General features: G+C 70.5%; 20 protein-coding genes. 10 read left to right on the top strand and 10 right to left on the bottom strand.

Features of this window, described 5'->3' with window-relative positions:
• Positions 1-23: 23 nt before the first annotated feature.
• Positions 24-584 (top strand): GtrA family protein, encoded by a 561-nt coding sequence (locus tag ACZ6S4_RS13260; protein WP_465475172.1) that lies wholly within the window; start codon positions 24-26, stop codon positions 582-584.
• A gap of 61 nt (positions 585-645) precedes the next feature.
• The gene (locus ACZ6S4_RS13255) at positions 646-1209 is read left to right on the top strand and encodes a GtrA family protein (protein ID WP_465475171.1); all 564 of its coding nucleotides are present in this window, start codon (positions 646-648) and stop codon (positions 1207-1209) included.
• A 3-nt stretch (positions 1210-1212) separates the two neighbouring features.
• On the opposite strand, the gene ACZ6S4_RS13250 is transcribed toward ACZ6S4_RS13255, so the two are convergent.
• From ACZ6S4_RS13250 to ACZ6S4_RS13240, 3 genes are read right to left on the bottom strand one after another with little or no spacing between them, the layout of a single operon-like run.
• Complete coding sequence (locus tag ACZ6S4_RS13250; protein WP_465475170.1) at positions 1213-1770, bottom strand: PH domain-containing protein; 558 nt, start codon at positions 1768-1770, stop codon at positions 1213-1215.
• A gap of 4 nt (positions 1771-1774) precedes the next feature.
• The gene (locus tag ACZ6S4_RS13245) at positions 1775-2638 is read right to left on the bottom strand and encodes a biotin--[acetyl-CoA-carboxylase] ligase (RefSeq protein ID WP_465475169.1); all 864 of its coding nucleotides are present in this window, start codon (positions 2636-2638) and stop codon (positions 1775-1777) included.
• A 24-nt stretch (positions 2639-2662) separates the two neighbouring features.
• Complete coding sequence (locus ACZ6S4_RS13240; RefSeq protein ID WP_465475168.1) at positions 2663-4807, bottom strand: hypothetical protein; 2145 nt, start codon at positions 4805-4807, stop codon at positions 2663-2665.
• 649 nt (positions 4808-5456) lie between these two features.
• Between ACZ6S4_RS13240 and ACZ6S4_RS13235 the strand changes: the two genes are divergently transcribed.
• Positions 5457-7019: an acyl-CoA carboxylase subunit beta gene (locus tag ACZ6S4_RS13235; RefSeq protein WP_465475394.1), complete on the top strand. Its 1563-nt coding sequence runs from the start codon at positions 5457-5459 to the stop codon at positions 7017-7019.
• A 4-nt stretch (positions 7020-7023) separates the two neighbouring features.
• On the opposite strand, the gene ACZ6S4_RS13230 is transcribed toward ACZ6S4_RS13235, so the two are convergent.
• The 4 genes from ACZ6S4_RS13230 to ACZ6S4_RS13215 all read right to left on the bottom strand — a co-directional run bounded on the left by ACZ6S4_RS13230 (position 7024) and on the right by ACZ6S4_RS13215 (position 13275).
• On the bottom strand, positions 7024-7680 hold the full coding sequence (locus ACZ6S4_RS13230; protein ID WP_465475167.1) for a M50 family metallopeptidase: 657 nt from the start codon (positions 7678-7680) through the stop codon (positions 7024-7026).
• Between the two features lie 79 nt (positions 7681-7759).
• A complete protein-coding gene (locus ACZ6S4_RS13225) occupies positions 7760-8500 on the bottom strand; it encodes a M50 family metallopeptidase (protein WP_465475166.1) in 741 nt (246 codons plus the stop codon).
• Positions 8501-8530: 30 nt separating this feature from the next.
• Positions 8531-8743, bottom strand: coding sequence for a hypothetical protein (locus ACZ6S4_RS13220; protein WP_465475165.1), 213 nt, complete (start codon positions 8741-8743; stop codon positions 8531-8533).
• Between the two features lie 62 nt (positions 8744-8805).
• Entirely contained in the window at positions 8806-13275 is a 4470-nt protein-coding gene (locus ACZ6S4_RS13215; protein ID WP_465475164.1) for a serine/threonine-protein kinase, read from the bottom strand.
• Between the two features lie 101 nt (positions 13276-13376).
• Between ACZ6S4_RS13215 and ACZ6S4_RS13210 the strand changes: the two genes are divergently transcribed.
• The 6 genes from ACZ6S4_RS13210 (at position 13377) to ACZ6S4_RS13185 (ending at position 17954) form a co-directional block, all read left to right on the top strand.
• Positions 13377-13574: an acyl-CoA carboxylase subunit epsilon gene (locus tag ACZ6S4_RS13210; protein ID WP_465475163.1), complete on the top strand. Its 198-nt coding sequence runs from the start codon at positions 13377-13379 to the stop codon at positions 13572-13574.
• Positions 13575-13694: 120 nt separating this feature from the next.
• The gene (locus ACZ6S4_RS13205; RefSeq protein ID WP_465475162.1) at positions 13695-14111 is read left to right on the top strand and encodes a hypothetical protein; all 417 of its coding nucleotides are present in this window, start codon (positions 13695-13697) and stop codon (positions 14109-14111) included.
• Positions 14111-15541 (top strand): hypothetical protein, encoded by a 1431-nt coding sequence (locus tag ACZ6S4_RS13200; RefSeq protein WP_465475161.1) that lies wholly within the window; start codon positions 14111-14113, stop codon positions 15539-15541. Before ACZ6S4_RS13205 ends, ACZ6S4_RS13200 begins: the two co-directional genes overlap by 1 nt.
• Positions 15538-16653 (top strand): type VII secretion-associated serine protease mycosin, encoded by a 1116-nt coding sequence (gene mycP / locus ACZ6S4_RS13195; protein ID WP_465475160.1) that lies wholly within the window; start codon positions 15538-15540, stop codon positions 16651-16653. Before ACZ6S4_RS13200 ends, mycP begins: the two co-directional genes overlap by 4 nt.
• A gap of 27 nt (positions 16654-16680) precedes the next feature.
• Positions 16681-17301: a Maf family protein gene (locus tag ACZ6S4_RS13190; protein WP_465475159.1), complete on the top strand. Its 621-nt coding sequence runs from the start codon at positions 16681-16683 to the stop codon at positions 17299-17301.
• Positions 17298-17954 carry an O-methyltransferase gene (locus ACZ6S4_RS13185; protein ID WP_465475158.1) on the top strand — a complete coding sequence of 219 codons (657 nt, stop codon included), beginning with the start codon at positions 17298-17300 and terminating at the stop codon, positions 17952-17954. The genes ACZ6S4_RS13190 and ACZ6S4_RS13185 overlap by 4 nt, the downstream gene beginning before the upstream one ends.
• Positions 17955-18027: 73 nt before the next feature.
• Here the strand turns inward: ACZ6S4_RS13185 and ACZ6S4_RS13180 are convergent, their stop codons facing one another.
• From ACZ6S4_RS13180 to ACZ6S4_RS13170, 3 genes are all read right to left on the bottom strand, one after another.
• Positions 18028-18783 carry an ABC transporter permease gene (locus tag ACZ6S4_RS13180; protein WP_465475157.1) on the bottom strand — a complete coding sequence of 252 codons (756 nt, stop codon included), beginning with the start codon at positions 18781-18783 and terminating at the stop codon, positions 18028-18030.
• Positions 18784-18786: 3 nt separating this feature from the next.
• A complete protein-coding gene (locus ACZ6S4_RS13175; protein ID WP_465475156.1) occupies positions 18787-19737 on the bottom strand; it encodes an ATP-binding cassette domain-containing protein in 951 nt (316 codons plus the stop codon).
• An 84-nt stretch (positions 19738-19821) separates the two neighbouring features.
• Positions 19822-20394 carry a PadR family transcriptional regulator gene (locus ACZ6S4_RS13170; protein ID WP_465475155.1) on the bottom strand — a complete coding sequence of 191 codons (573 nt, stop codon included), beginning with the start codon at positions 20392-20394 and terminating at the stop codon, positions 19822-19824.
• A gap of 64 nt (positions 20395-20458) precedes the next feature.
• Between ACZ6S4_RS13170 and ACZ6S4_RS13165 the strand changes: the two genes are divergently transcribed.
• Positions 20459-22198: an acetyl/propionyl/methylcrotonyl-CoA carboxylase subunit alpha gene (locus ACZ6S4_RS13165; RefSeq protein WP_465475154.1), complete on the top strand. Its 1740-nt coding sequence runs from the start codon at positions 20459-20461 to the stop codon at positions 22196-22198.
• Positions 22199-22391: the final 193 nt, after the last annotated feature.

Below are 22391 nucleotides of genomic sequence, written 5' to 3'. Positions count from 1 at the left end.
CAGGCGCCGGTACTCTCGGGTCCGTGCCTGCCGCATTCCTGCCCGCGCTGCGGGCACGCTTCGGGGCACTCGTGCGCGAGCTGAGCAAGTTCGGCACGGTCGGCGGCATCGCCTTCGCGATCGACTTCGCCATCTTCAACGTGCTGCTGCACCAGGGCTTCGAGTCGCTGCTGGCCAAGACCATCTCCACCGTGCTGGCCACCACCGTGGCCTTCGCCGGCAACCGGTACTGGACCTGGCGGCACCGCGAGCACGCCAACATGGCCCGCCAGTACACCCTGTTCTTCCTGCTCAACGCGGTCGGCCTGGGCATCGGGCTGACCTGCCTGGCGATCAGCCACTACGGCCTGGGCGCGTTCTGGCCCGAGTTCCAGACCCCGCTGGCGGACAACATCTCCGGCCAGTTCGTGGGCACCGCCGTGGGCACACTGTTCCGCTTCTGGTCGTACCGTCGCTTCGTGTTCGGCGACACCGTGGTCCCGGATCCGACGCCCGTGCCGCCGGTGGAGGTCCCTGCCCGGGAGTCCACCGCCACGCCGCCGTCCGCGCCACCGCCCGCCCCGCGCGCTGTCCCGCGAATGTGACGTCGGAGTCACCGCACGTCCGGCTCCGATGTCCGCGCCCTTCCCCCCGTAAGGTTGGCCAATGCCTTCAGCTCGCCCGCTGGCGGAACGCCTGCGCAATCTCGCCCCCGAGGCGCTCGCCTTCGGCGCGATCGGTGCCGCCAACACGCTGCTCTACATGGCGATCACCTGGGCCCTGCTGCCCATCGGGGCCGTCAAGGCGAGCGTCGTCGCCACGATCGTCACGACCACGCTGGCGTACGTGGCGAACAGGTACTGGACCTACCGCAAGCACACCCGCAGCGCGCTGCGCCGGGAGTACACGCTGTTCTTCGGCTTCAACCTGGTCGGCATGATCATCCAGTCCGGCGCGGTGGGCATCGGCAAGTACGGCTTCGGCCTCACCGAGGAACACGACGAGATCCTGTTCATGGGGGTCACCCTGCTCGGCATCGCCGTCGCCACGGTGTTCCGCTTCTGGGCGTACCGGACCTTTGTCTTCCTCAAGCCGCCCGTCGACGGCCACGAGGCCGTGGTGGCGGAGCTCGACGTGGTGGCCGGCCTGGCCGAGCTCAGCGCCGAGGCCGACGGCAGCCTGGACGAGGAGCTGGCCAAGGAGATCGACGCCCAGCGGCGAGCCGTCTGACGCTCACCGCCGGCGGTCCCGCCCTCGCACGGGCTCCGGCTCCGGCTGCTCGTCGTCCTCGTCGTCGCCGTGCAGCTCCCGGTCCGTCTCGATGAGCTGGTAGAGCAGCGTCTGCACCTGCTGCACGTGCGGCACCGCGACGAGCACCGCGCTCTGGTCCCCGATCGAGTCGATCCGCAACGTCCCGCTGCCCAGCATCCGATCCAGCAGCGACTGGCTCATCACGTGATCGTTGACCCGGTTCAGCGGCAGGTCACGGCGCTCGCGGGCGATCACGCCGTCCTGCAGCAGGATCCGCTCGTCGGTGAAGACGTAGTGGGTGCCGCGCCAGACCAGCAGCGGCCACACCCCCCGGGTCAGCGCCATGAACAGCGCCACGGCACCGACCAGGCAGACCCCGATCAGGCCGCCGGTCGTCGGCGGCAACATGATCCAGACCCCGAGCACAGCGGCCAGGGCCACCAACAGGACCAGGATCGGGCGTACGGCCGCCCGCGCGTGCGGATGCAGATGGAGGACAACCTCTTCCTGGTCGGTCAGCACCTCGTCCGGGAAAGCCACGGGCTCAGCGTACGTGCAGGACGTCCCCCGCCGAGACGCGCCGCTCGCCGTCAGCCGTACGGACCACGAGCTGGCCGTCACCGTCCACCGTGGTCGCCGTACCGGTGAATTCCTGGCTGTTGGGCAGCAGCACCCGCACGTCCCGCCCGATCGTCGAACAATCCCGCTGGTACGCCGCGAGCAGCCCGCACATCTCGGCGTCGCCACCGGCTTCGCGCCAGCCGCCGTACCACCGGGCGACGCCGCGCAGCAGTGCCCGCAGCAGCGGATCGCGGTCGGTGGCCGTGGCCCCGGCAATGCGCAGCGAGGTGGCCGGCAGCCCGGTCGTCTCGGGCAGCTCCTCGGCCCGGGTGGTGACGTTGAGGCCGATGCCGACGACCACCGCGTCACCGGAAACCTCGGCCAGAATGCCCGCCGCCTTGGACTCCTCGGCACCCCCGGTGAGCAGCAGATCGTTCGGCCACTTGAGCGCGGCGTCGACCTCGGCCAGCCGCTGCACCGTCTCCCGCAGAGCCACCCCGGCCAGCAACGGCAACCAGCCCCAGGTGCGCTGCGGCGCCGGAGCCCACCCCCGCTCGGCGTCGGCGACCCCGGGCCGCAACAGAAAACTCAACGTCAGCCCGGCCCGCGGCGGCGACACCCACTGCCGGTCCCGACGGCCACGCCCGGCAACCTGCCGCTCGGCCACCACGACGAGCCCCTCGGCCGCGCCGGCCTGACCGGCGGCCGCGGCATCGGCGTTGGTGGACCCGGTCTCGGCCCGGATATCCAGCCGCTGCCAGAACCCGCCGGGCACGATGAGCGCCCGCTGCAGGGCCCGCTCACCCAGCGGCGGCCGGTCCAGATCCGTATAGGGCGAGGAAGCCATCAACCCAGCCTAGACCCGCCCTGATCAGCTCGGTTCGGCTGCGTGCCGGCTGACGTAGACGGTGCTCCGCGGCTCCGGCTGACCGGCGCCGGGACGCGGGCGGGGCCGGGGACGGGCCCGCGGCTGATCCGGCCGGGCCGGCTCCATCGGGGGCAGCGCCTGGGTGGCCTCGGCGCCGGCCGCTCGCCGGCGCCGCACCATGACCGCGGGGCGGCGCGATCTGCGGATCTCGTCAGGTGCTTCCTCCGGGGACCAGGTGAGGTCCGGCATGGCGGCTTCGGGCAGGTCGGGGACGGTCCAGATGGGGCCTTCCAGGCTTTCCTCGCGGGCTGCGTAGGGACCGCTCTGGTCGGTGGTCGGCCCGCGGCGGACCGGTACGCGGTTGGGGCCGGCGGTGTTGGTCGTTCGGGCTCGCTGCGGTTGGTCGGTGGGCCGGTCGTTGTAGGCGGTCGGGGGTGGCCAGGCGCCCGGGGCCGGGTGGTTCGCCCGGGAGGCGTGGGCCTCGGTCAGCGGTCCGGCATCCTGAGAGGCGCTGTCCTTGCGGCCGCGGGTGTTCCGGCGGTCCCTTCGGCTTGCTGCGTCCCGTCGGTCTTCCCGGGTTCCGCCGTGCTCGGCGCCGCCGGTCGGGGCGGCCTGGGCGGGGCTCTCGGCCAGGCGGCGGGCTGCCTGAGCGGCCCGGCTGTAGCTGGGCTGGTCGGTGTCGTCTTCGTGGACGTAGGGATTGGGGGCGAGCGTGAGCCCGTCCGCGCCGAGGAACACACGGTCGTCGGCGGCGGGGGCCGGCTCGTCGAAGCGCCTGCGACCGGTCATCTCCGGCGCCGGGGTGATCGCCTCGCTGCCGAACCGGCCGGCTGGACGGCTCGCCTCGCTCTCGAACCGGCCGGCCGGAAGGTTTGCCTCGCTACCGAGCCAGGCAGCCGGGGAGTTGGCGTCGCTGTCGAACCGGGCAGCCGGGGAGTTCGCCTCGCTGTCGAACCGGCCGGGCGGGGCGACAAAGCCCGCCGCGCCGGCCAGGCCCGCAGAACCGGTGAAGCCTGGGCCACCGTCTTCCGCCGAATCAGCGCCGCCCACCAGGGCCGTTCCGCGCGCCAGGCCGCTTTCTTCCCCAAGATCATCAACATCGTGCAGGTTGTCGACGCTCACCAGGTCGGCACTCTGCGCCAGATCGCCGTCCCGCAGCGGGTGGGCGACCGCGTCCGAGAAGGCCGCACTGCCTTCGGCGGTTCCGGACGAGAGAGCAGTCCCCGCCGGGTGAGCAGCTCCGGCCGCGTCCGCGCCGGCCTCCGGCATCGCGTCCTCGATCGGCAGGTCAGCCACCGACCGAAGCCCCACCGGCCCGTCGCGATCGACCGCCGTACGGAACGCCGGACCGGTCTCGCCACCCCGGTGGGACCACGAGCGCGGCAGCTCGATCCGGTCGTCGGGCCGGGCCGGCGGCCACTGCGGCACCGGCCTGGTCGGTTCCGTCTCGATCTCCACCGGTACGTCGAACCCGGACGACGGCGGGTACGGCGGCACCTCAGGAAGCCGTTCCACCGGGGTCGGCCAGCCGTACTCGGCCTCGTAGGAGCCCACCGGCGCGGGCGTCCAGTACTCCCCCGCGACGGGCTCGTCCGGGTACTCGGGGCGGACCCAGCCCTCGACCCGGTCCCCGTAACGCCGGTCGGCGCGTTCCACCCAGCCTGTTCCGACGGTTCCCTCGGGGATCGGGACGAAGCCGGTCTCGTCGGCGTCCTCCAGGGCCACGTCGGCGAAGAGCCCGGAGAACGTACCGGTGCCGTCGGCGCCCGCCACCGAGTCGAAGGGGCCGGACAGATCAGCGTCCGATTGCAGTCCGAGCAGGCCGAGACCGGGCAGGTCGAGCGCGTGGGACTGTTCGGCCGGGTCGATGACGTCGGCGGCCCGGTCGAGGTCCTGGTCGATGTCCAGTTCCGGGTCGCCCGCCTGGTCGGCGGGTTCGCCTGGATCGTCGGTGCCGGCCCGGCTCAGGGAGGCCAGCCGCAGATCGGTCGGGGCGCCGCCGACCGGTGCCGGGACCCCGTCGTCGTCGAGGTCGACGAGCCGGCGGAACGACGTCCGGTCCGGGCGCCCGCCATCGGCCGGCACTGTCCCTACGCCGGACACCTCGGCGTCGACCTCCGGCGCAGGAGTGCCCGAGGTGGGCCACAAGCGCCGCGAATCAGCGCCGGTGCGCCCGGCGGGACTGTCCCGCCGGCGGCCGGAGGTGGGAGCAGCCGACTCGGCGGCACCGGGTTCGGCCCGACGACCCCCGCGCGGCGCAGGCACGACCGCATCCGGTCCCGTGCCGTCCTCGCTGGAAGAAGCCGGCGCCCTGCGGGTCTTGGCGGACGATTCGGCCCGCCCACGGCGCCGCTTGCGACTGGAAGCGCCCCCGCCCCCGCCAGCGCCTGACGACGCACCGCCAGCGCCTGACGACCCGCCAGCGCCTGTCGACACACCGCCAGCGCCTGACGACGTACCGTCAGGACCTGGGGAATCCGCGCGGCGGCGGGTCTCGCCGTGCTCGGCGACGCGCTGGTCTTTGCGGGCGCTGCGGAACAGGGCGGCGCGGAAGACGATGAGCGTGGTGATGCCACCGACGATCAACGCCACGCCGACGGGGGTCATCCATGTCGTCACGGGGGTTGTAACGAATGGGGCATTGAGTGCGAAACGTGCTTTCCGTCGCACCCCCGCGTACGGGCACCGCGTGGCGGGTGCCGGAGCCTGGATACGATCTCTCCGGCGTGAATGCCGCCTGGCCGGCGGGCATGCGTGGGTGAGCGGAGGACGGGGCATCGTGACGGCGCAGCAGGACGTGACGCAGCAGGATGACATCCACACGACGGCCGGCAAACTCGCCGACCTCGAGCGGCGCACCGACGAGGCCGTGCACGCCGGTTCGGCCCGTGCGGTGGAGAAGCAGCACGCCCGCGGCAAGAAGACCGCCCGTGAACGCATCGCGATGCTGCTCGACGAGGGTTCCTTCGTGGAGCTCGACGGCCTGGCCCGGCACCGGTCCACCGCCTTCGGCCTGGAGAAGAACCGCCCGTACGGCGACGGCGTGATCACCGGGCACGGCACGGTCGACGGCCGCCAGGTGTGCGTGTTCTCGCAGGACTTCACCGTGTTCGGCGGCTCGCTGGGCGAGGTCTTCGGCTCCAAGATCGTCAAGGTGCTCGACCTGGCCATGAAGATCGGCTGCCCGATCATCGGCATCAACGACTCCGGCGGGGCCCGGATCCAGGAGGGCGTCGTCGCGCTCGGCCTGTACGCCGACATCTTCTTCCGCAACGTGCGGGCCAGCGGGGTCATCCCGCAGATCTCGCTGATCATGGGCCCGTGCGCGGGCGGCGCGGTGTACTCCCCCGCGATCACCGACTTCACCGTCATGGTCGACCAGACCTCGCACATGTTCATCACCGGCCCGGACGTCATCCGTACGGTGACCGGCGAGGACGTCGGCATGGAGGAGCTGGGCGGCGCCCGCACGCACAACTCCCGCAGCGGGAACGCGCACTATCTGGCCAGCGACGAGGACGACGCGATCGACTACGTGCGCGCGCTGCTGTCGTACCTGCCCAGCAACAACCTGGACGAACCGACCACCTTCGACGAACCCGCCTCGCTCGACCCGGTCCCCGCCCTCGACACGCTCATCCCCGACTCGGCCAACCAGCCCTACGACATCAAGGTCGTGGTCGAGGCCGTGGTCGACGACTTCCTCGAGGTCCAGCCGCTCTACGCGCAGAACATCGTGATCGGCTTCGGCCGGGTCGAGGGCCGGCCGGTCGGCGTCGTGGCGAACCAGCCGATGCACTTCGCCGGCACGCTGGACATCGCGGCGTCCGAGAAGGCAGCGCGCTTCGTGCGCACCTGCGACGCCTTCAACATCCCGGTGCTGACCTTCGTGGACGTGCCCGGCTTCCTGCCGGGCACCGGCCAGGAGTGGGACGGCATCATCCGGCGCGGGGCCAAGCTGATCTACGCGTACGCGGAAGCGACCGTCCCCAAGGTCACGGTGATCACCCGCAAGGCGTACGGCGGCGCGTACGACGTGATGGGTTCGAAGCACCTCGGCGCGGACATGAACTTCGCCTGGCCCACGGCACAGATCGCGGTCATGGGTGCCCAGGGCGCGGTCAACATCCTCTACCGGGGCGAGCTGGCCGGCGCGGAGGACCCGGCGGCGCTGCGCACCGAGCTGATCAAGGAGTACGAGGACACGCTGGCCAACCCGTACATCGCGGCGGAGCGCGGTTACGTGGACGCGGTCATCGCGCCGTCCGCGACCCGGGCGCAGGTCACGCTGGCGCTGCGGACGTTGCGGACCAAGCGGGAGACCCTGCCGCCGAAGAAGCACGGCAACATCCCGCTCTGACGGCTCAGCCGGTGTAGCGCAGCATCAGGGCCCCGCCCCAGACCAGGGCCCCCATCGAGCCGAGCCAGAAGAACGCCACGTAGAACGCCGTGGACAGGCCCGTCTGCTGCGACAGCACCTGCGTGTCCGGTTCGCCGCCGCCCAGCCAGTGCCGGTACAGCTCGGGGATCTGCCGCACGCCGCCCATGAGCAGAAACCAGACCCAGATGTACGCGAAGACGAGTTGCGCCTCGGGTTCGGCGCGCATGGCGACCAGCCACAGGACGGCGGCGGTGAGCGGCACGGCGATGAAACCGAAGAAGTTGCGGACCATGACCAGCAGCAGGGCCATCAACGCCAGGCTCATCAGCAACACGGCCCGCGGCGCGACGTCGTGCACCAGCATCCAGGCGCCGGCGAAGCCGAAGATGGACGGTCCGAGGTAGCCGGCCAGGAACGACACCATGACGGCGAGCCAGCCACCGGTCCGGAAGCCGGTCGACCCGCCACCGCCCCCGGTGACCGTGACCTTGGTGATCCCACGGCCCATGAGCAGGCCGAACAGCGCATGCCCGCCCTCGTGAGCGATGGTGATCGCGTGCGTGGTGAACCGCCACAGCGGCACCGCGGCGATGAACGCGACCACTCCGGCGGTCCACGCGATCCCCGGTGGCGCCTCCATGCCAGCGACGCTAGCGACGGCCCTCCGTGACGCGCATCACCAGCAAATACTCAACTCGTCACCGTTCGGCTACTCGAAGTCAGGGCGTGTTGCTGACGGCGGGCAGCCATTGGCCGGCCAGCATGAAACCGCCGATCACCAGCGCGGCCACGTCCACGGCCAGGAAGACGCCCACCCAGAACAGCGCGGGGACGTGCGTGACGCCGGCGAGCTGGTCGGCGTCGGACTCCGGCATCCGGCCGCGGCTGCGGAGCTTCTGCAGCTCGAAGACCGGGCGTACGCCGCCGATCAGCAGGAACCACACTCCGACGTACGCGAAGGCGGCCTGGACCTGCGGGGTCGCGTACCAGGAAACGGCGAAGACGATCGCCCCGGTGAACAGCACGGAGACCGCGCCGAACACGTTGCGGATGTTGATCAGCATGAGCAGCAGCAGGACCACCGCGACCCACAGCAGCAGGGTGATGCGGTTGCCGCCGAGCAGCCAGGCACCGCCCAGCCCGACCAGCGACGGCGCGATGTAGCCGGCCAGCAGGGTGAACATCATGCCGGGCCCGGTCGGACGGCCGGCCGAGAGGGTGAGCCCGGACGTGTCGAACTCCAGCCGGATGCCGCGCAGTTTGCGGCCCGTCAGCAGCGCGACGAGTGCGTGGCCACCCTCGTGGGCGATGGTGATGGCGTTGCGGGCGATCCGCCACAGCGGCCGGAAGGCGACCACGGCCAGCGCGATCACCGCCGTCACGAGGACGAGCAGGCCGGGCGGGTCCGGCTGGGCACCGAGCAGGGTGTCCCAGAGGTCACTTACCGAGTCGATCGACACAGCCCGCGAGCGTAGTCGATCAGCGCAGGACTAGGCGCGGCGGCGCAGCACAGATTCCTGCTGGGGTACGGCGCGCCGCTGCAGCATTAGGCCACCGGCGACTGCTCCGGCGACGATCATCGCGCCGGCCAGCACCATCATCACGACGAGCGCACCGGCGGTCGCCACGACAAGCGCGACGTCGGCGATCGCGACGAGCATCCACAGGGCGATCGTGGGTCTACTGCCGTGTCGTCGAATCATCTTGCACCTCCATCCGTGGTGACCGATGAATACCCATTCACCCGTCGCTCACACCTGGAGGCCTACCGCTCGGCCTTGAACCCCTGGTAGATGACCTGAAGATCCTTCTGCGAAGCAGCCCAGTCCTCCGGCGACGTGTACCAGGAGATGCTGTAGGCCTGCTTGCCGGGCGTGGTGATGAAACCGCGCTTGATCGCATGCTGCGGGTTGCCACTGGCCGTGGTGTAGGTGAACTCCCAGTCGGCGGCCTCGCCGAGATAGTTGAGCCCCTCGAGCCGGATCCGCTGGTAGTTCTTGTACTTCGACCCCCGCCGATCCGCCTCCTGCTGCTTCCAGTCGGCGACGGGATCGGACTTGGGCTGCTCGGAGTGGTCGATGATGAGCAGCCGGTTGTTCTTGGTGAAGTACATCTCTGTGCCATCGGGCCGAACCGAGGCATCCGCCGGCACCGGCACGGAATAGCCGTCACCGTTGTAGATCTTCCAGCCCTTCGGAAGCTTGCCCGTCGACGCGGGCTTACTGGCGGCCGGCGAAGGCTTGGCACTCGGCGTGACCGGCGCGGTGGTCGTCGGCACGGGCGCAGCGCCGGCCGGGAAACTCGGCGCGGCGGACGGCTTGCCGGACGCAACCGGGGCGACCCCACCCTTACGACCGTTGTCCTGCGCCTGATCCTCCTCGTCACCGAAAGCCCGAGGCACAAGAACAACAAGCGCCAGCAGTACGGCAACCAGCACACCGATGGCGATCACGGTCTGGCGGCGGGTGAGCGTGGTGCCGAAAACGGTGATGCCGCGACCGCCGGAAGAAGGGGCGCGGACCGTCATCGGCTGCCAGGCCGGGCGGGCCGGCTGGCCGAAACCGGGGGCGCCGGAGACGGGTACGGCTGCCTTGGCGGCCGCGCCGGTGCGGGCAGCCGGGATGGCGGTGGTCTTCGCGGGGGTGCCGGTCGGCTTGATGACCCGGGTACGGCCGGCGTCGGCGTCACCCTTGGCGGGGGCGGGCGTCTTGGCCTTCGGAGCCGTGATCGTCGCGGCGGTGGTGGCCTTGGCCGGCTTCGCGACGGCCACTGCCGTGGCGTCCCCTGAGGCCTCGGTTGCGGCGGGCTGGTCGCTCGCGGTGTCATCGCCCGGCGTCATCGCGTCAACCACGGGTGCCGCGGCGCTGGGGGTGCTGACGGTCTTCAGGTCAGCGTCGGTGCTGGTCCGCATTGCCTGGTCGGTCTCGGGCGCCTGGTCGGCTTTGCCCGCCTCGCCGGGGGAAGCCTGGGCTGCTGTCGCAAGGCTCGGCTTGATCGCTGCCGCCGTGCGGCCCTTGCCCTTCTTGCGGGACGCCTTCGTGCTCGAACCAGCACCAGCACGAGTGGCGACGGCGCCCGTCCGAGCAGCGGGCGTTTCGTCAGCCGGCTTCTTGCTCGTCTCGGTGTCAGCGTTGCTGACGGCGGCCTTCGGCGCGCTCGTCTCGGTGTCTTCGCCTGGTTCGGCGACGACCTCGGGTGTCGTGCTCTCGGTCTTGGGGGCTTCGCTTCCGGTCTCGGATGCATCGGTCTCGGCTTGCGGAGCTTCGCTGCCGGACTTGGGCGCGGTGGCGCTGTCGCTTTCCGCTAGGGCGTCAGAGCCTGCCGCAGTGTCGCTCCCCGCAGGCGCGCTAGCGCTTACTGTCCCTGCCTTGGTTGCGGCGCTTCCCTCTACCGGGGCGTCGCCAGCCTTGACCGCATCGCCGCCTGCATCCGGCGCATCGATCGCAATGCCCCCGCCGCCGATCCCGGGGTCGGGCGTGTCCGAAACGGCTTCGGCCTTGTCGGCGTCGGCCGTCGGGGCCGCTACCGCCGTGCCCGCATCGGCAACAGACCTGGCTTCCGCCGCGTCGGAGGCCGCTGTCGTGCTTACCTCGCTGGCGGTCTTCGCCTCGTCGGCGTCAACCACTGCCGTCTCGGCCGCCGTGGTCGCCCGACCGGCTGCCGCCGTGCTGGCAGGATCGCCGGTCTCACCCTTGGTGCTCGCGGCGTCGGCGCCTGTATCTGCCGACTCGGCCGGCTTCTCAGCCACGTCGCCCGAGGTTGCGGCGGCCGTCGGTGTTGCGCTCGTGGACGGCTTCTCAGCGTCGGGTCCAGCGGACACTTCGGTCGCAGATGTGTCGGCCGGCGAAGGGCGCGGACCGAACGGCATGCGCGCGCTGGACTTCTTCTTCGCCGCGGTCGCGGTCGCGGCTGCGCCCGCCGACGTGCCACTGTCCTGCGTCGCCTTGTCCTGCGCCGCGCTCTCCGAGGTCGCCTCATCCCGCGTGACGTCGCCTGGCGTCGCGGCATCCTGCGTCGCGCCACCCGAGGCCGCAGCATCACGCGTCGCACCACCTGGCGTCGCGGCATCCCGCGTCGCGCCACCCGAGGCCGCAACATCACGCGTCGCACCACCTGGCGTCGCGGCATCCCGCGTCGCACCACCCGAGGCCGCAACATCACGCGTCGCACCACCTGGCGTCGCGGCATCCCGCGTCGCACCACCTGGCGTCGCGCCATCCCGCGTCGCGCCACCCGAGGCCGCAGCATCACGCGTCGCGCCACCTGGCGTCGCGCCATCCCGCGTCGCACCACCCGAGGCCGCAACATCACGCGTCGCACCACCTGGCGTCGCGCCATCCCGCGTCGCACCACCCGAGGCCGCAACATCACGCGTCGCACCACCTGGCGTCGCGCCACCCGAGGCCGCAGCATCACGCGTCGCACCACCTGGCGTCGCGACATCCCGCGTCGCGCCACCCGAGGCCGCAGCGTCACGCGCGGCACCGCCTGGCGTCGCGCCATCTTGCGTCGCGCTGCCCGAGGCCGTCTCGACCCGCGTGGTGTCGGGGCGTTCGGCGGTCGGGGTGGTGGCGCTTGCCGAGGCCGGGGTTGCAGGCGGTGTGGGCGGCTTCTCAGCGGGGCGGGGGGCTGCGGGCTTGGCCGCTGCCGTCACTCGGGCGGTGGCCGTTGTGCGGGGTGGCGGGGTGGCGGCCGGTGGGGTTGTCGAGCGGGGGTCGGCCACGGCGGAGCCTGCGGCGGCTGCTCGCGGGGGTGCCGGGGGTGACTTCGGTGGCTGGGTGGTCGGCCTGCGGGACTCCGGCGCGGTGGGCGGCGGGGTGGTGGCTTGGCCCGGTGGGGTTGCTGGGCGCTTGCGGTGGGCTGCCACCTCGTCGGCCGTGATCGAGCCGAAAGCGGAGCCGGACCCGCGCATCGTCGCGTCCAGGGCTGGACGGCGCGAAGCTGATGCATCCGCTCCTGGGGGCGGGGACGATGGTGTGCCCGTACCGAATCGGTTTTCGATCTTGGTGGCATCCAGCTCGGGCGGCTTCGGGGCGTCGACCCGCGTCGGGGTTTCCGCCGGTGGGCGGCCTACCGAGGCCTTGCCCGGCACGAAGATCGGCCCGCGGCCGGGCACGCCCGGTGCCGTCGGCGGGCGGCCCGGATTGACCGGAGGGCCCGGCGGGGCGTCCTGCGCGCGGGCCGGGACGATCGGTGGCCGCGCTGGGGAGACCGGCGGCCGCGCCGGGGAGACCGGCGGGCGGGCTGGGGTGATCGGCGGGCGGGCGGGAGTGACCGGCGGGCGCGGACCGGGGACGACCGGTGCGGAGGCCGACACACCCGGCACGACCGGCGGCGTGAGGCCCGCGGACGGGCGTTCGCGGCCGACGCCCGGGCGGCGCATCGTCGGGCTCATCGGGAAGCTCAGCTTCGACCGGCGGCCGGTCGCCCGCAGCAGCAACCGCTCCGCTTCCTCGGCGTTGATGCGGTGAGCCGGGTCTTTACGCAGCAGGCCGTTGAGCACCGGCTTGAGTGGCCCGGCGTTGCGGGCCGGCGGCGGGTTCTCGGTGGCCAGAGCGGCGAGCGTGGCGATCGCGGACGGCCGTGCGAACGGCGACGCCCCCTCGACGGCCGCGTAGAGCGTCGCGCCCAGTGACCACAGGTCGGCGCCGGGGCCCGCGGTGCCGTCGCGGGCGCGTTCCGGGGCGATGTAGGCCGGGGAGCCCAGCACCAGGCCGGTGCGGGTCACGTTCGGGTCGCCGGGGACCGTCGCCAGCCCGAAGTCGGTGAGGACGACGCGGCCGTCCTCGCTGATCAGCACGTTGCCCGGCTTCACGTCGCGGTGCACGACGCCGGCGCGGTGCGCGGCGCGCAGGGCGTTGAGCACGCCGAGGCCGATCTCCGCGGCGCGGACCGGGGCGAAAGGCCCGTCCGCGGCGAGAATGTCCTGCAAGGACCGCGACGGGACGTACTCCATGACGATCCACGGATCGGCATCGGTGCGCAGCACGTCGAAGACGCGGACCACGTTGATGTTGTTCAGCCGGGCGATGGCACGCGCTTCCCGCAGCGAACGCTCGCGCATCTCCTGCCGCTCCTCGGGGGTCAGCCCCGGTGGCGGCACGAGCTCCTTGATGGCGACCTCGCGGTGCAGGACGACGTCGGTCGCCCGCCAGACACGACCCATCCCGCCCTGACCGAGCGGCGCAACGAGCCGGTAACGGTCAGCGACAATGAGCGGAGGGGAAGTAGACATCACGCAGAAAATACCCGGTCATGTCGAGCCGCAGCGAATCGATCAGCCGAGTGTGGGACGCGTGTCACCGAGAACCTCCCGCAAGGCCTTAAGCTTGATCAATGGATGAGGAACCGCTGGTCAGCGTCGTGCGCGGCACACCGACCCCGGAAGAGCTGGCGGCGCTGGTGTGCGTCCTGGCCGGCCGAGCCGTGAGCGGCGATTCACGTTCACGCACGCCGGCGCTGACCCCGTGGACAAGAAGTGCCCGGCCGGCCGCGGTCCGGCCGTCCTGGCGATCCTCGGCGCAACCCCGCTAGACATCGACGGGTCTCGGTAACGTTGCGACTGTCCATAGCAATGGGTAGGGGCTGCAGCAACAAGCGGTGACAGACTACTCTCGCGGGGAGATTTCGCACTCTCGGGGGAGGGCCTGGACCATGATCGCAGACGACGGACCACCGCCACTGATCGGCAGTGAAAGCTCGATCGAGACGGACATCCGCGCGATGGAAGAGTTCGCCGCGACGCTCGCGAACGAGGTCCAAACGGGATACGACCCGCAGCTGCAGAAGGTCATCCCGGCCATGCTGACCGAACTGCCGATGCCGAACTCCGACTTTCCGGAGTTTGCGAGCTTCATGCAGGTGCACCACGAGGTCCAGCAGCAGACCTTCTCGAACACCTTCAACTTCCGCGACGGCACCCACCACTTCGCGGTGGTCGCGCAGTCGATCAGCGAGGAGTACGCCTCCAGCGACGCCTTCGCCCAGGCAAAGGTCCGCGACGTCAACGACGGCTTCGAAGCGGTGAGCAACCCGCTCAGGAGCGAGACCGGAACAGGGGAGAACGGCTGATGCTGATCGCTGACGGGGGCGGCGGCTATGGCGGCACCCATTGGTCGTCCAAGGAAGTCCCGGCCATGTGGGCAGCCATCGCCAACCAGGACACCGAGGCGCACTATCAGGTGGTCGGCGGCTGGAGCAAGACGGCCGATCTGACGCTCGCCCACCTCGCTCAGGTCCGGGTGTACCGCGACAATCTGGCAAGCGTGTGGCCACCGTCGAAAAGCCCGGCTGCGGCGGCGTACATCGCCCGCCTCGACAAGCTGATGGCTGATCTCCAGGCGACTCACGACGCGGCGTCGGCCAACTACACGGCATTCTCGACGGTGACGCTGACGCTGAGTCTGGCCCGGCAGAAGCTGAAGGCGCTGTACGAGAAGTACGAGAGCAACGCCAAGCAGAACTTCGTCTGGCAGCAGAAGCGGGACGCGGCGGCGGCGTCGCCTACGCCTACGCCTACGCCGACGCCTTCGCCGTCTCCGGGGCCGTCGCCTACGGCCCAGACTCCGCCGGTGTCGGCGGCGGCTCAGGAGGAGCTGAACCGGCAGGCTCGGGTGATCATGTACGACCTGAGCAGCACTGTGTTGAGTGGGCAGGCGGCCCTCCAAAAGCCGAAGCCCTATCGTCCTGGCCAAGACGGATATGGCGGGGACGATAACGGCCAACAGATCGATGGAGGCGGCGGCGGCTTCGCCACTCCACCGATCATTCCGCCGCCCGGCGGAGGTGGTGGCGGATCCTCAGGAGGATCAGTCATCCCCAATACGTCATCCCACGTAACCCCGGTGTCGCCGACAACGCACACTCCGGTGGGCACTGGCCCTGTCACGGGTGGCGTTGGCACCGGCCCAATCCTGGGCGGGGTCGGCAATCCGCCGGTCATCACGCCGCCCAATCCGGGCCTCCAGCCACCGGTTCCGACTCCCGCTCCTCCCGGGCCTGGCCCAGTGCCGGGACTTATCGGAACCCCAGGTGCGAGTGGCCTCCTCCCGCCCAGCGGGCCGCTGCCGCACGGCACGGGAGCGCCACGATCAGGCCTCACCAAGCCGGGAATGCCTGGCGGTGCCGTCCGCATGACGATGCCGTCGGGAGGCGTCATCGGCGCCAACCCGGGTAGCGGAATGATCGGGCAGATGCCGACCGGCACCCAGGGCGGCCGTCCGCCCGGCGCGGGTCGAGTGAATCCCGTCGGTGGGGTCATTGGCCAGCAGGGCGGCACTCCGCAGGGCCGAGGCGGTACGCCAGCCCACGGCATGCCTATGCAGAACGGACCAATGACGGGTACCCAGGGACGCACTCGGGGTCGGCGCCAGGAAGGCGAGCAAGAGCGCTGGGATCCGGACAATCCGTGGTCGACCGAGGAAGGCGTCGATCCGGTTGTCCTTCCACCGGACGATTTTGGCCCTATAGATCCGGGTCCCGCTATCGGTTATCCGAGATGAGACGACAACTAATCGCTTTGTTCGCGGCGGCGCTGGCGGGAGCCGGCGCCGCCGCTTACGGGACGCCTGCATTCGCGGACGTCCGGACCGAACAATGGCATCTCAGCTATCTCCATATAGATCAAGCGCATCGCATCAGTACCGGAAAAGGCATCACTGTCGCCGTCATCGACTCGGGTGTGGCGAAGCACCCCGACCTCACCGGCGTTGTAAATGGCACGGACATGCTGAAGCCCGGGGGTGACGGGCGGACAGATGCGACCGGACACGGCACCAGCATGGCCGGCCTTATTGCCGCCCATGGCAACAGCCGTCAGCGCGCGCTGGGCGTCGCTCCCGACGCGAAGATCCTGCCGATACGCGTGCTCGGCAAAGGTAAGACCATCATCAGCCTCGGCCCCGCTATCCGGTATGCAGTTTCGCACGGCGCCAAGGTCATCAACCTGTCCCTTGGTGGCCAACTCGACCCGGACGACCTTGCAGGCGTCAATGAAGCGGAGGAAGCCGACGTAGTAGTCATCGCGTCGGCTGGCAATAAACCCGATGCCGTTTCCATCTCGGCGCCGGCGTTTCTTGAGGGCGTGGTCGCTGTGGGTGCGGTGGACCGCAGCGGCAAGCAGGCGAAGATTTCGGTCTCGGGAAGTGCGCTCGACCTCGTCGCGCCAGGGGAAGACATCACGAGCACCAATCGCGAAGGCGGCTACAACGTCCGCCAAGAGGGCACCTCCCATGCCGCGGCCATCGTCTCCGGCGCGGCGGCTCTGCTGCGTAGCAAATACCCGAACATGAGCGCCGCGGAGGTTGTTGAGCGGCTTGAGTCCACGGCTGTTGACAAGGGTGCGCCTGGGGTTGACCCGGATTACGGGCACGGCATCATCGACATCGTCGCCGCGCTCAACGGTCCGGCCGCCTCCACCACGCCGTCGTCCGCCGCAGCTCCGGCCCCCACGGCAAACACCGCCGCACCGGCTCCAGTCCCCGCCCCCCAGGCAGAACCCGAGCCGGCCAGCAGCAACACCCCGTTCATCGTCAGCGGCGTCGCCGTCCTCATCGTCCTGGGCGGTCTCGCTGCCTTCCTCCTAGCGCGCCGTCGCTCCCACCCGCGCTCCTGATCATCCGGGCTTGTAGCGTTGACTCCTGTGCAGACCGACATCGCCCCTCGCTTGGTGCTTGCTTCCGCCAGCCCGGCTCGGCGCGCCCTGCTCGCCGCCGCCGGGATTGACGCAACCGTGCAGGTCAGTGGCGTTGATGAGTCCGTAGTAGAGGCTGACAACGCCGCGGATCTCTGTCTTGCCCTTGCTCGGATGAAGGCGCGGGCCGTCGCCGCCACGCTGCCCGCCGATCCCGGTGTTCTGGTGCTCGGCTGTGATTCCGTACTCGCCTTCGACGGGGAGATTCTCGGGAAGCCGCACAGCCCGGCCGAGGCCACCCGGCGCTGGCATGCCATGCGGGGGCGGTCCGGTGTGCTGCACACCGGGCATCACCTCACCGACCTGGTCAGTGGCAAGCAGGCCGAGGAAGTCGGCGCGACCGTGGTGCATTTTGCCGATGTCACCGATGATGAGATCTTGGCCTACGTCGCCTCGGGCGAACCCCTGCATGTTGCCGGGGCGTTCACCCTGGACGGCAAGGGTGGTGCGTTCGTCGAGCGGATCGAAGGGGATGCCGGCAATGTCATCGGTTTGTCGCTGCCGCTGCTTCGGCGGTTGCTCATGAGCTTCGGGCTCACCGTTCCCCAGCTGTGGAGGGCGCAGCCGTGAGTTTCAAGGAGCTTCCGCTCACCCCTGAGCTGCACGACTACCTGCTCAGTCACAGCACGCCGGCCGACGAGGTCACCACCGACCTCATCGCCGAGACGCGGGCCGTGGTGGCCGGGCATGCCAGCATGCAGGTCGCGCCCGAGCAGGCCGCGTTTCTGCGGTTGCTGACCTCGCTTCTCGGCGTACGGAATGCGGTTGAGGTCGGCACCTTCACCGGCCTGTCCGCGCTTTCCATCGCGCGGGGTCTCGCCGACGGCGGGAAGTTGGTCTGTTTCGACATCTCCGAGCAGTTCACCCGGCTGGCGCACCGCTACTGGGAGCGGGCCGGGGTCGACGACCGGATCGATCTGCGGATCGGGCGGGCCGCCGAGCGGCTCAAGGAGCTGCCCGAGGAGCCTTACCTCGATCTGGTCTTCATCGACGCCGACAAGGGCGGCTACGTCACGTACTGGAACGAGCTGGTCCCCCGGGTGCGACCCGGCGGGGTGATCCTGGTCGACAACACGCTGTGGTCGGGCCGGGTCGTCGACCCGCGGAGCGAGTCGGACCGGTTCATCACCGGCTTCAACGACGTGGCCTGCAACGACCCGCGCGTCGAACTGGTCATCCTCCCGATCGCCGACGGCCTGACCATGGCCCGCCGGCTCCCCTGAGTGAGCCGGCGGCTTGACGATGGCCCGCCGGCTCCCCTGAGTAAGCCGGCGGACCCCCGCAAGCCGTCAAAAGTCAGCGCACGCTGCGCGCGAACAGCCGGGCCGCCCAGGTCAAGGCCAGTGCAGCAAGCGCCGCCATGATCAGCAGCCCCTGCCAGACGGCCGGGGCGCCCAGGTCACCCAGGAACAGAGCCCGGACCCCGTTGACCGCCCACGAGAACGGGTTCCAGTCCGCGACCGCCTGCAACCAGCCAGGGGCGAAGGTCAACGGCAGCAAGATCCCGGACAACAGCAGTACGGGCTGAGCCACCGTGTTCATCAACGGCGCCAGCGCGTCCTCGCTCTTGACGGCCAGTGCCACCCCGTACGACAGCGCCGAGGTCATCAGCGAGATCAGGGCCAGCATCAGGTACGCCAGCAGCAGGTTGCCGATGAACACCCGCAGGTCGAACGCGAGCGCCAGCAGCGTGATGATCACCGCCTGGGCCAGCAGGGACACGGTGTCGCGCAGTGACCGTCCCAGCAGCAGGGCGAACCGGCTGACCGGGGTGACCCGGGAGCGCTCGATCACGCCCGCGCGCAGCTCGGCGATCAGGCCGAAGCCCTGGAACAGACCACCGAAAATGGCCAGCAGCACGAGCAGGCCGGGCACGAAGATCTCGTACGCCTCGGCGTTGGTCCGCACGCCCAGCGCCGGCTTCAGCAGCGGCGCGAACAGCAGCAGGTACATCACCGGCTGGAAGATGCCGACGAGGATCCAGACCGGGTTGCGCAGCAGCAGCTGCATCTGCCGCTGGAAGATCAGTGAGGTGTCGCGTACCAGTTTCACAGCTCAGCTCTCCCGCAGCGATCGGCCGGTCTTGGTCAGGAACACGTCGTCGAGGCTGGGCCGGTGCAGCTCGATCGTGCCCAGCGGCACGGACGCGCCGTCCAGCGCGCGCAGGATCAGCGGGATCGCGGTCGCGCCCTCGTCGACGTAGAGCCGGACGCTGTCCTCGTGGGTCTCCAGCTTGTTGACGAAGTCGGCCGAGCCCAGCACTTCGGCCGCCCGCGCCGGTGACGCCACGCCGACCCGGACCACGTCGCCGGAGATCTCCCGTTTCAGCGCGGTCGGGGTGCCCGAGGCGACGATCTCGCCGTTGTCCATGATCGAGATGCGGTCGCAGAGCGCGTCCGCCTCGTCCAGGTAGTGCGTGGTGATGAAGACGGTCATGCCCTCGGCGCGCAGCCGGCGGATCTCGTCCCACATGTGGGCGCGGCTCTGCGGGTCGAGGCCGGTGGTCGGCTCGTCGAGGAAGACGACCTTCGGCTCGTGGATGATGCCGAGCGCGATGTCGACCCGGCGGCGCTGGCCCCCGGAGTAGGTCTTGCACTTGCGGTCGGCGTACTCGCTGAGCTGGAAGCCTTCCAGCACGCGGGCGGCCCGGTCGGTGGCGACGGACTTCGAGATGCCGTAGAGGCGGGCCTGCAGGACCAGCTCCTCCCGGGCGGTGGAGTCGTCCCAGGTGCTGCCGCCCTGGGCCACGTACCCGATGCGGCGCCGGACCTCGCCCGGGTCAGTGCGCAGATCGGCGCCCGCGATGGTGGCTTCGCCGCCGTCGGGCTGGATGAGAGTGGCAAGCATGCGCAGCGTCGTGGTCTTACCGGCGCCGTTCGGGCCGAGGAAGCCGAAGATCTCGCCCTCGTCGACGGTCAGGTCGACGCCCCGGACGGCGTCGACGGTCTTCTTCTCGCGGCCCTGGCGGGACATGAAGGACTTCCGTAGCCCCCGCGTTTCGATCATGGTGACCCCCAGTCGTAGGCAGGCGGACGCCCGCCACCGGTCGTGTGGCAGCGTAGGACCGGTCGCCGCAGTAGTCAAACTTGATTAATCAGTGATCACCACCGAGCCGGGAAAATACGGCTCGTCCTTCTCGATCCGCTTCGCGGTGCGCTCACACCAGCGGATCTCCGCCTCGGCCCGCTCGATCTGCAGCTCCCACATCCAGCTCACGTAGACCGGCTTGCTGTCGGCCCAGTCGGCGCCGATGAGGGCCTGCAACTGCGTGATGCCCGCGCTGAGCTGAACTGCCCGGTTACGCAGGGCCGCCGCGGCCTCGGTGCGCTGGAGGGCGGGCAGGAACGAGAAAGCGGCCATGAACGGATCCGGCGGCGTGGCGATCGACCACCAGTTGCCGCGCAGCAGCGCCTGGAACTCGGCGATGCCCTTCTCGGTGATCTCGTACGTCGTGCGGGCCGGACGCGCCCCGACCTGCTCGGTCGCCACCTCGCGCAGCAGCTCCTCCTCGGCCAGCTTGCGCAGGGCGTGGTAGATCGAGCCCGGCTGGACGTTGGCCCACTTGTCGGCGCTCCAGCTCAACAGCTCACGGCGTACGTCGTAGCCGTGCACGGGCTGCATCCACTGGACCAGACCGAGGATCATCATGCGGGTCGCCGACATGCCCACAGGCTAATAGCCAAACTTGACTGAGCGAACTGTCGGTGCCGGACGATAGGCTCAGCCGGTGCGCAAGGTAATGATCGCTAACCGGGGCGAGATCGCCGTCCGAGTCATCCGGGCCTGCAAGGACGCAGGTCTGACCAGTGTCGCCGTCTACGCGGAGGCCGATCGCGACGGGCTGCCCGCCCGGCTCGCCGACGAGGCCTATGCGCTGGAGGGCGAGACCGCGGCGGAGACCTATCTGCGCATCGACAAGCTGCTCGACGTCGCCGCCCGCAGTGGTGCTGACGCGGTCCACCCCGGCTACGGCTTCCTGTCGGAGAACGCCGACTTTGCTCAGGCCGTACAGGATGCGGGTCTGACCTGGATCGGGCCCACGCCGCAGGCGATCCGCGACCTGGGCGACAAGGTCACCGCGCGGCACATCGCGCAGCGTGCCGGCGCGCCGCTGGTGCCCGGCACGCCCGAGCCGGTCAAGAACGCGGACGAGATCATCGACTTCGCCCGCGAGCACGGCCTGCCGGTCGCCATCAAGGCGGCGTTCGGCGGCGGCGGCCGCGGCCTCAAGGTCGCCCGCACCGCCGAGGAAATCCCGGCGCTGTTCGAGTCGGCGACGCGCGAGGCGCTCGCCGCGTTCGGCCGCGGCGAGTGCTTCGTGGAGCGTTACCTGGACCGCCCCCGGCACGTCGAGGCGCAGGTCCTGGCGGACACCCACGGCAACGTGATCGTGGTCGGCACCCGAGACTGCTCCCTGCAGCGCCGCCACCAGAAGCTCGTCGAGGAGGCCCCGGCGCCGTTCCTCAGCGACGACCAGCGCGAACGGATCCACACCAGCGCCAAGGCGATCTGCCGCGAGGCCGGCTACCACGGCGCCGGCACGGTCGAATACCTCGTCGGCCAGGACGGCACCATCTCGTTCCTCGAGGTCAACACCCGGCTGCAGGTCGAGCACCCGGTCAGTGAGGAGACCACCGGCCTCGACCTGGTGCGCGAGCAGTTCCGCATCGCCGACGGCGGGCGGCTGCCGTTCACCGAGGACCCGGTCCCGCGCGGGCATTCGATCGAGTTCCGGATCAACGGCGAGGATGCCGGCCGCAACTTCCTGCCGGCCCCGGGCCAGGTCACGAGCTTGACCTGGCCGTCCGGCCCGGGCGTGCGGGTGGACGCGGGCGTCGAGGCCGGCAACGTCATCGGCGGCAACTTCGACTCCCTGCTGGCCAAGATCATCGTGACCGGCGCCGACCGCACCGAGGCGCTGCAACGCGCCCGCCGCGTGCTCGACGAGACGGTCATCGAGGGCCTGGCCACAGTGCTGCCGTTCCACCGCCTGGTCGTGCGCGACCCGGCCTTCGTGGACTTCACCGTGCACACCAACTGGATCGAGACCGAATGGGCGGGCGGCGTCCCGGCCTTCACCCCGGTCCCGGTGCCCGAGCAGGATCAAGAGCGAGAGACCGTCGTGGTCGAGGTCGGCGGCAAGCGCCTGGAAGTGCGCCTCCCGGCCAACCTTTCCGGTACGCGCACAGTCACCCCAGCCCGCCCCCATGCTCGCCGCTCGGGGTCGGGGGCCCAGGCCGCAGGAGCAGGCGGCGCGGCCGCGCTGGCTGCCCCGATGCAGGGCACGATCGTGAAGGTCGCAGCCCAGAACGGCGACACGGTTTCGGAGGGCGACGTGATCGTGGTCGTCGAGGCGATGAAGATGGAGCAGCCGCTGCAGGCCCACCGCGCCGGCACGATCTCAGGTCTGTCCGTCGAGGTCGGCGCCACCGTGACAGCCGGCACGACCATCTGCGAGATCGCCTGACCGGCTCAGCCGCCACGGTCACGCGACGTCTCCATCGGCTCAGCCGGCGGCGTCACCCGACCTCTCCATCGGCTCAGCCACCACGGTCACGCGACCTCTCCATCGGCTCAGCCGGCGGCGTCACCCGACCTCTCCATCGGCTCAGCCACCACGGTCACGCGACCTCTCCATCGGCTCAGCCGGCGGCGTCACC

The organism is Actinoplanes sp. NPDC051405 (assembly GCF_055586185.1).
The sequence above is the reverse complement of the archived record's forward strand: the minus strand, read 5'-3'. Positions and strand labels throughout refer to the sequence as shown.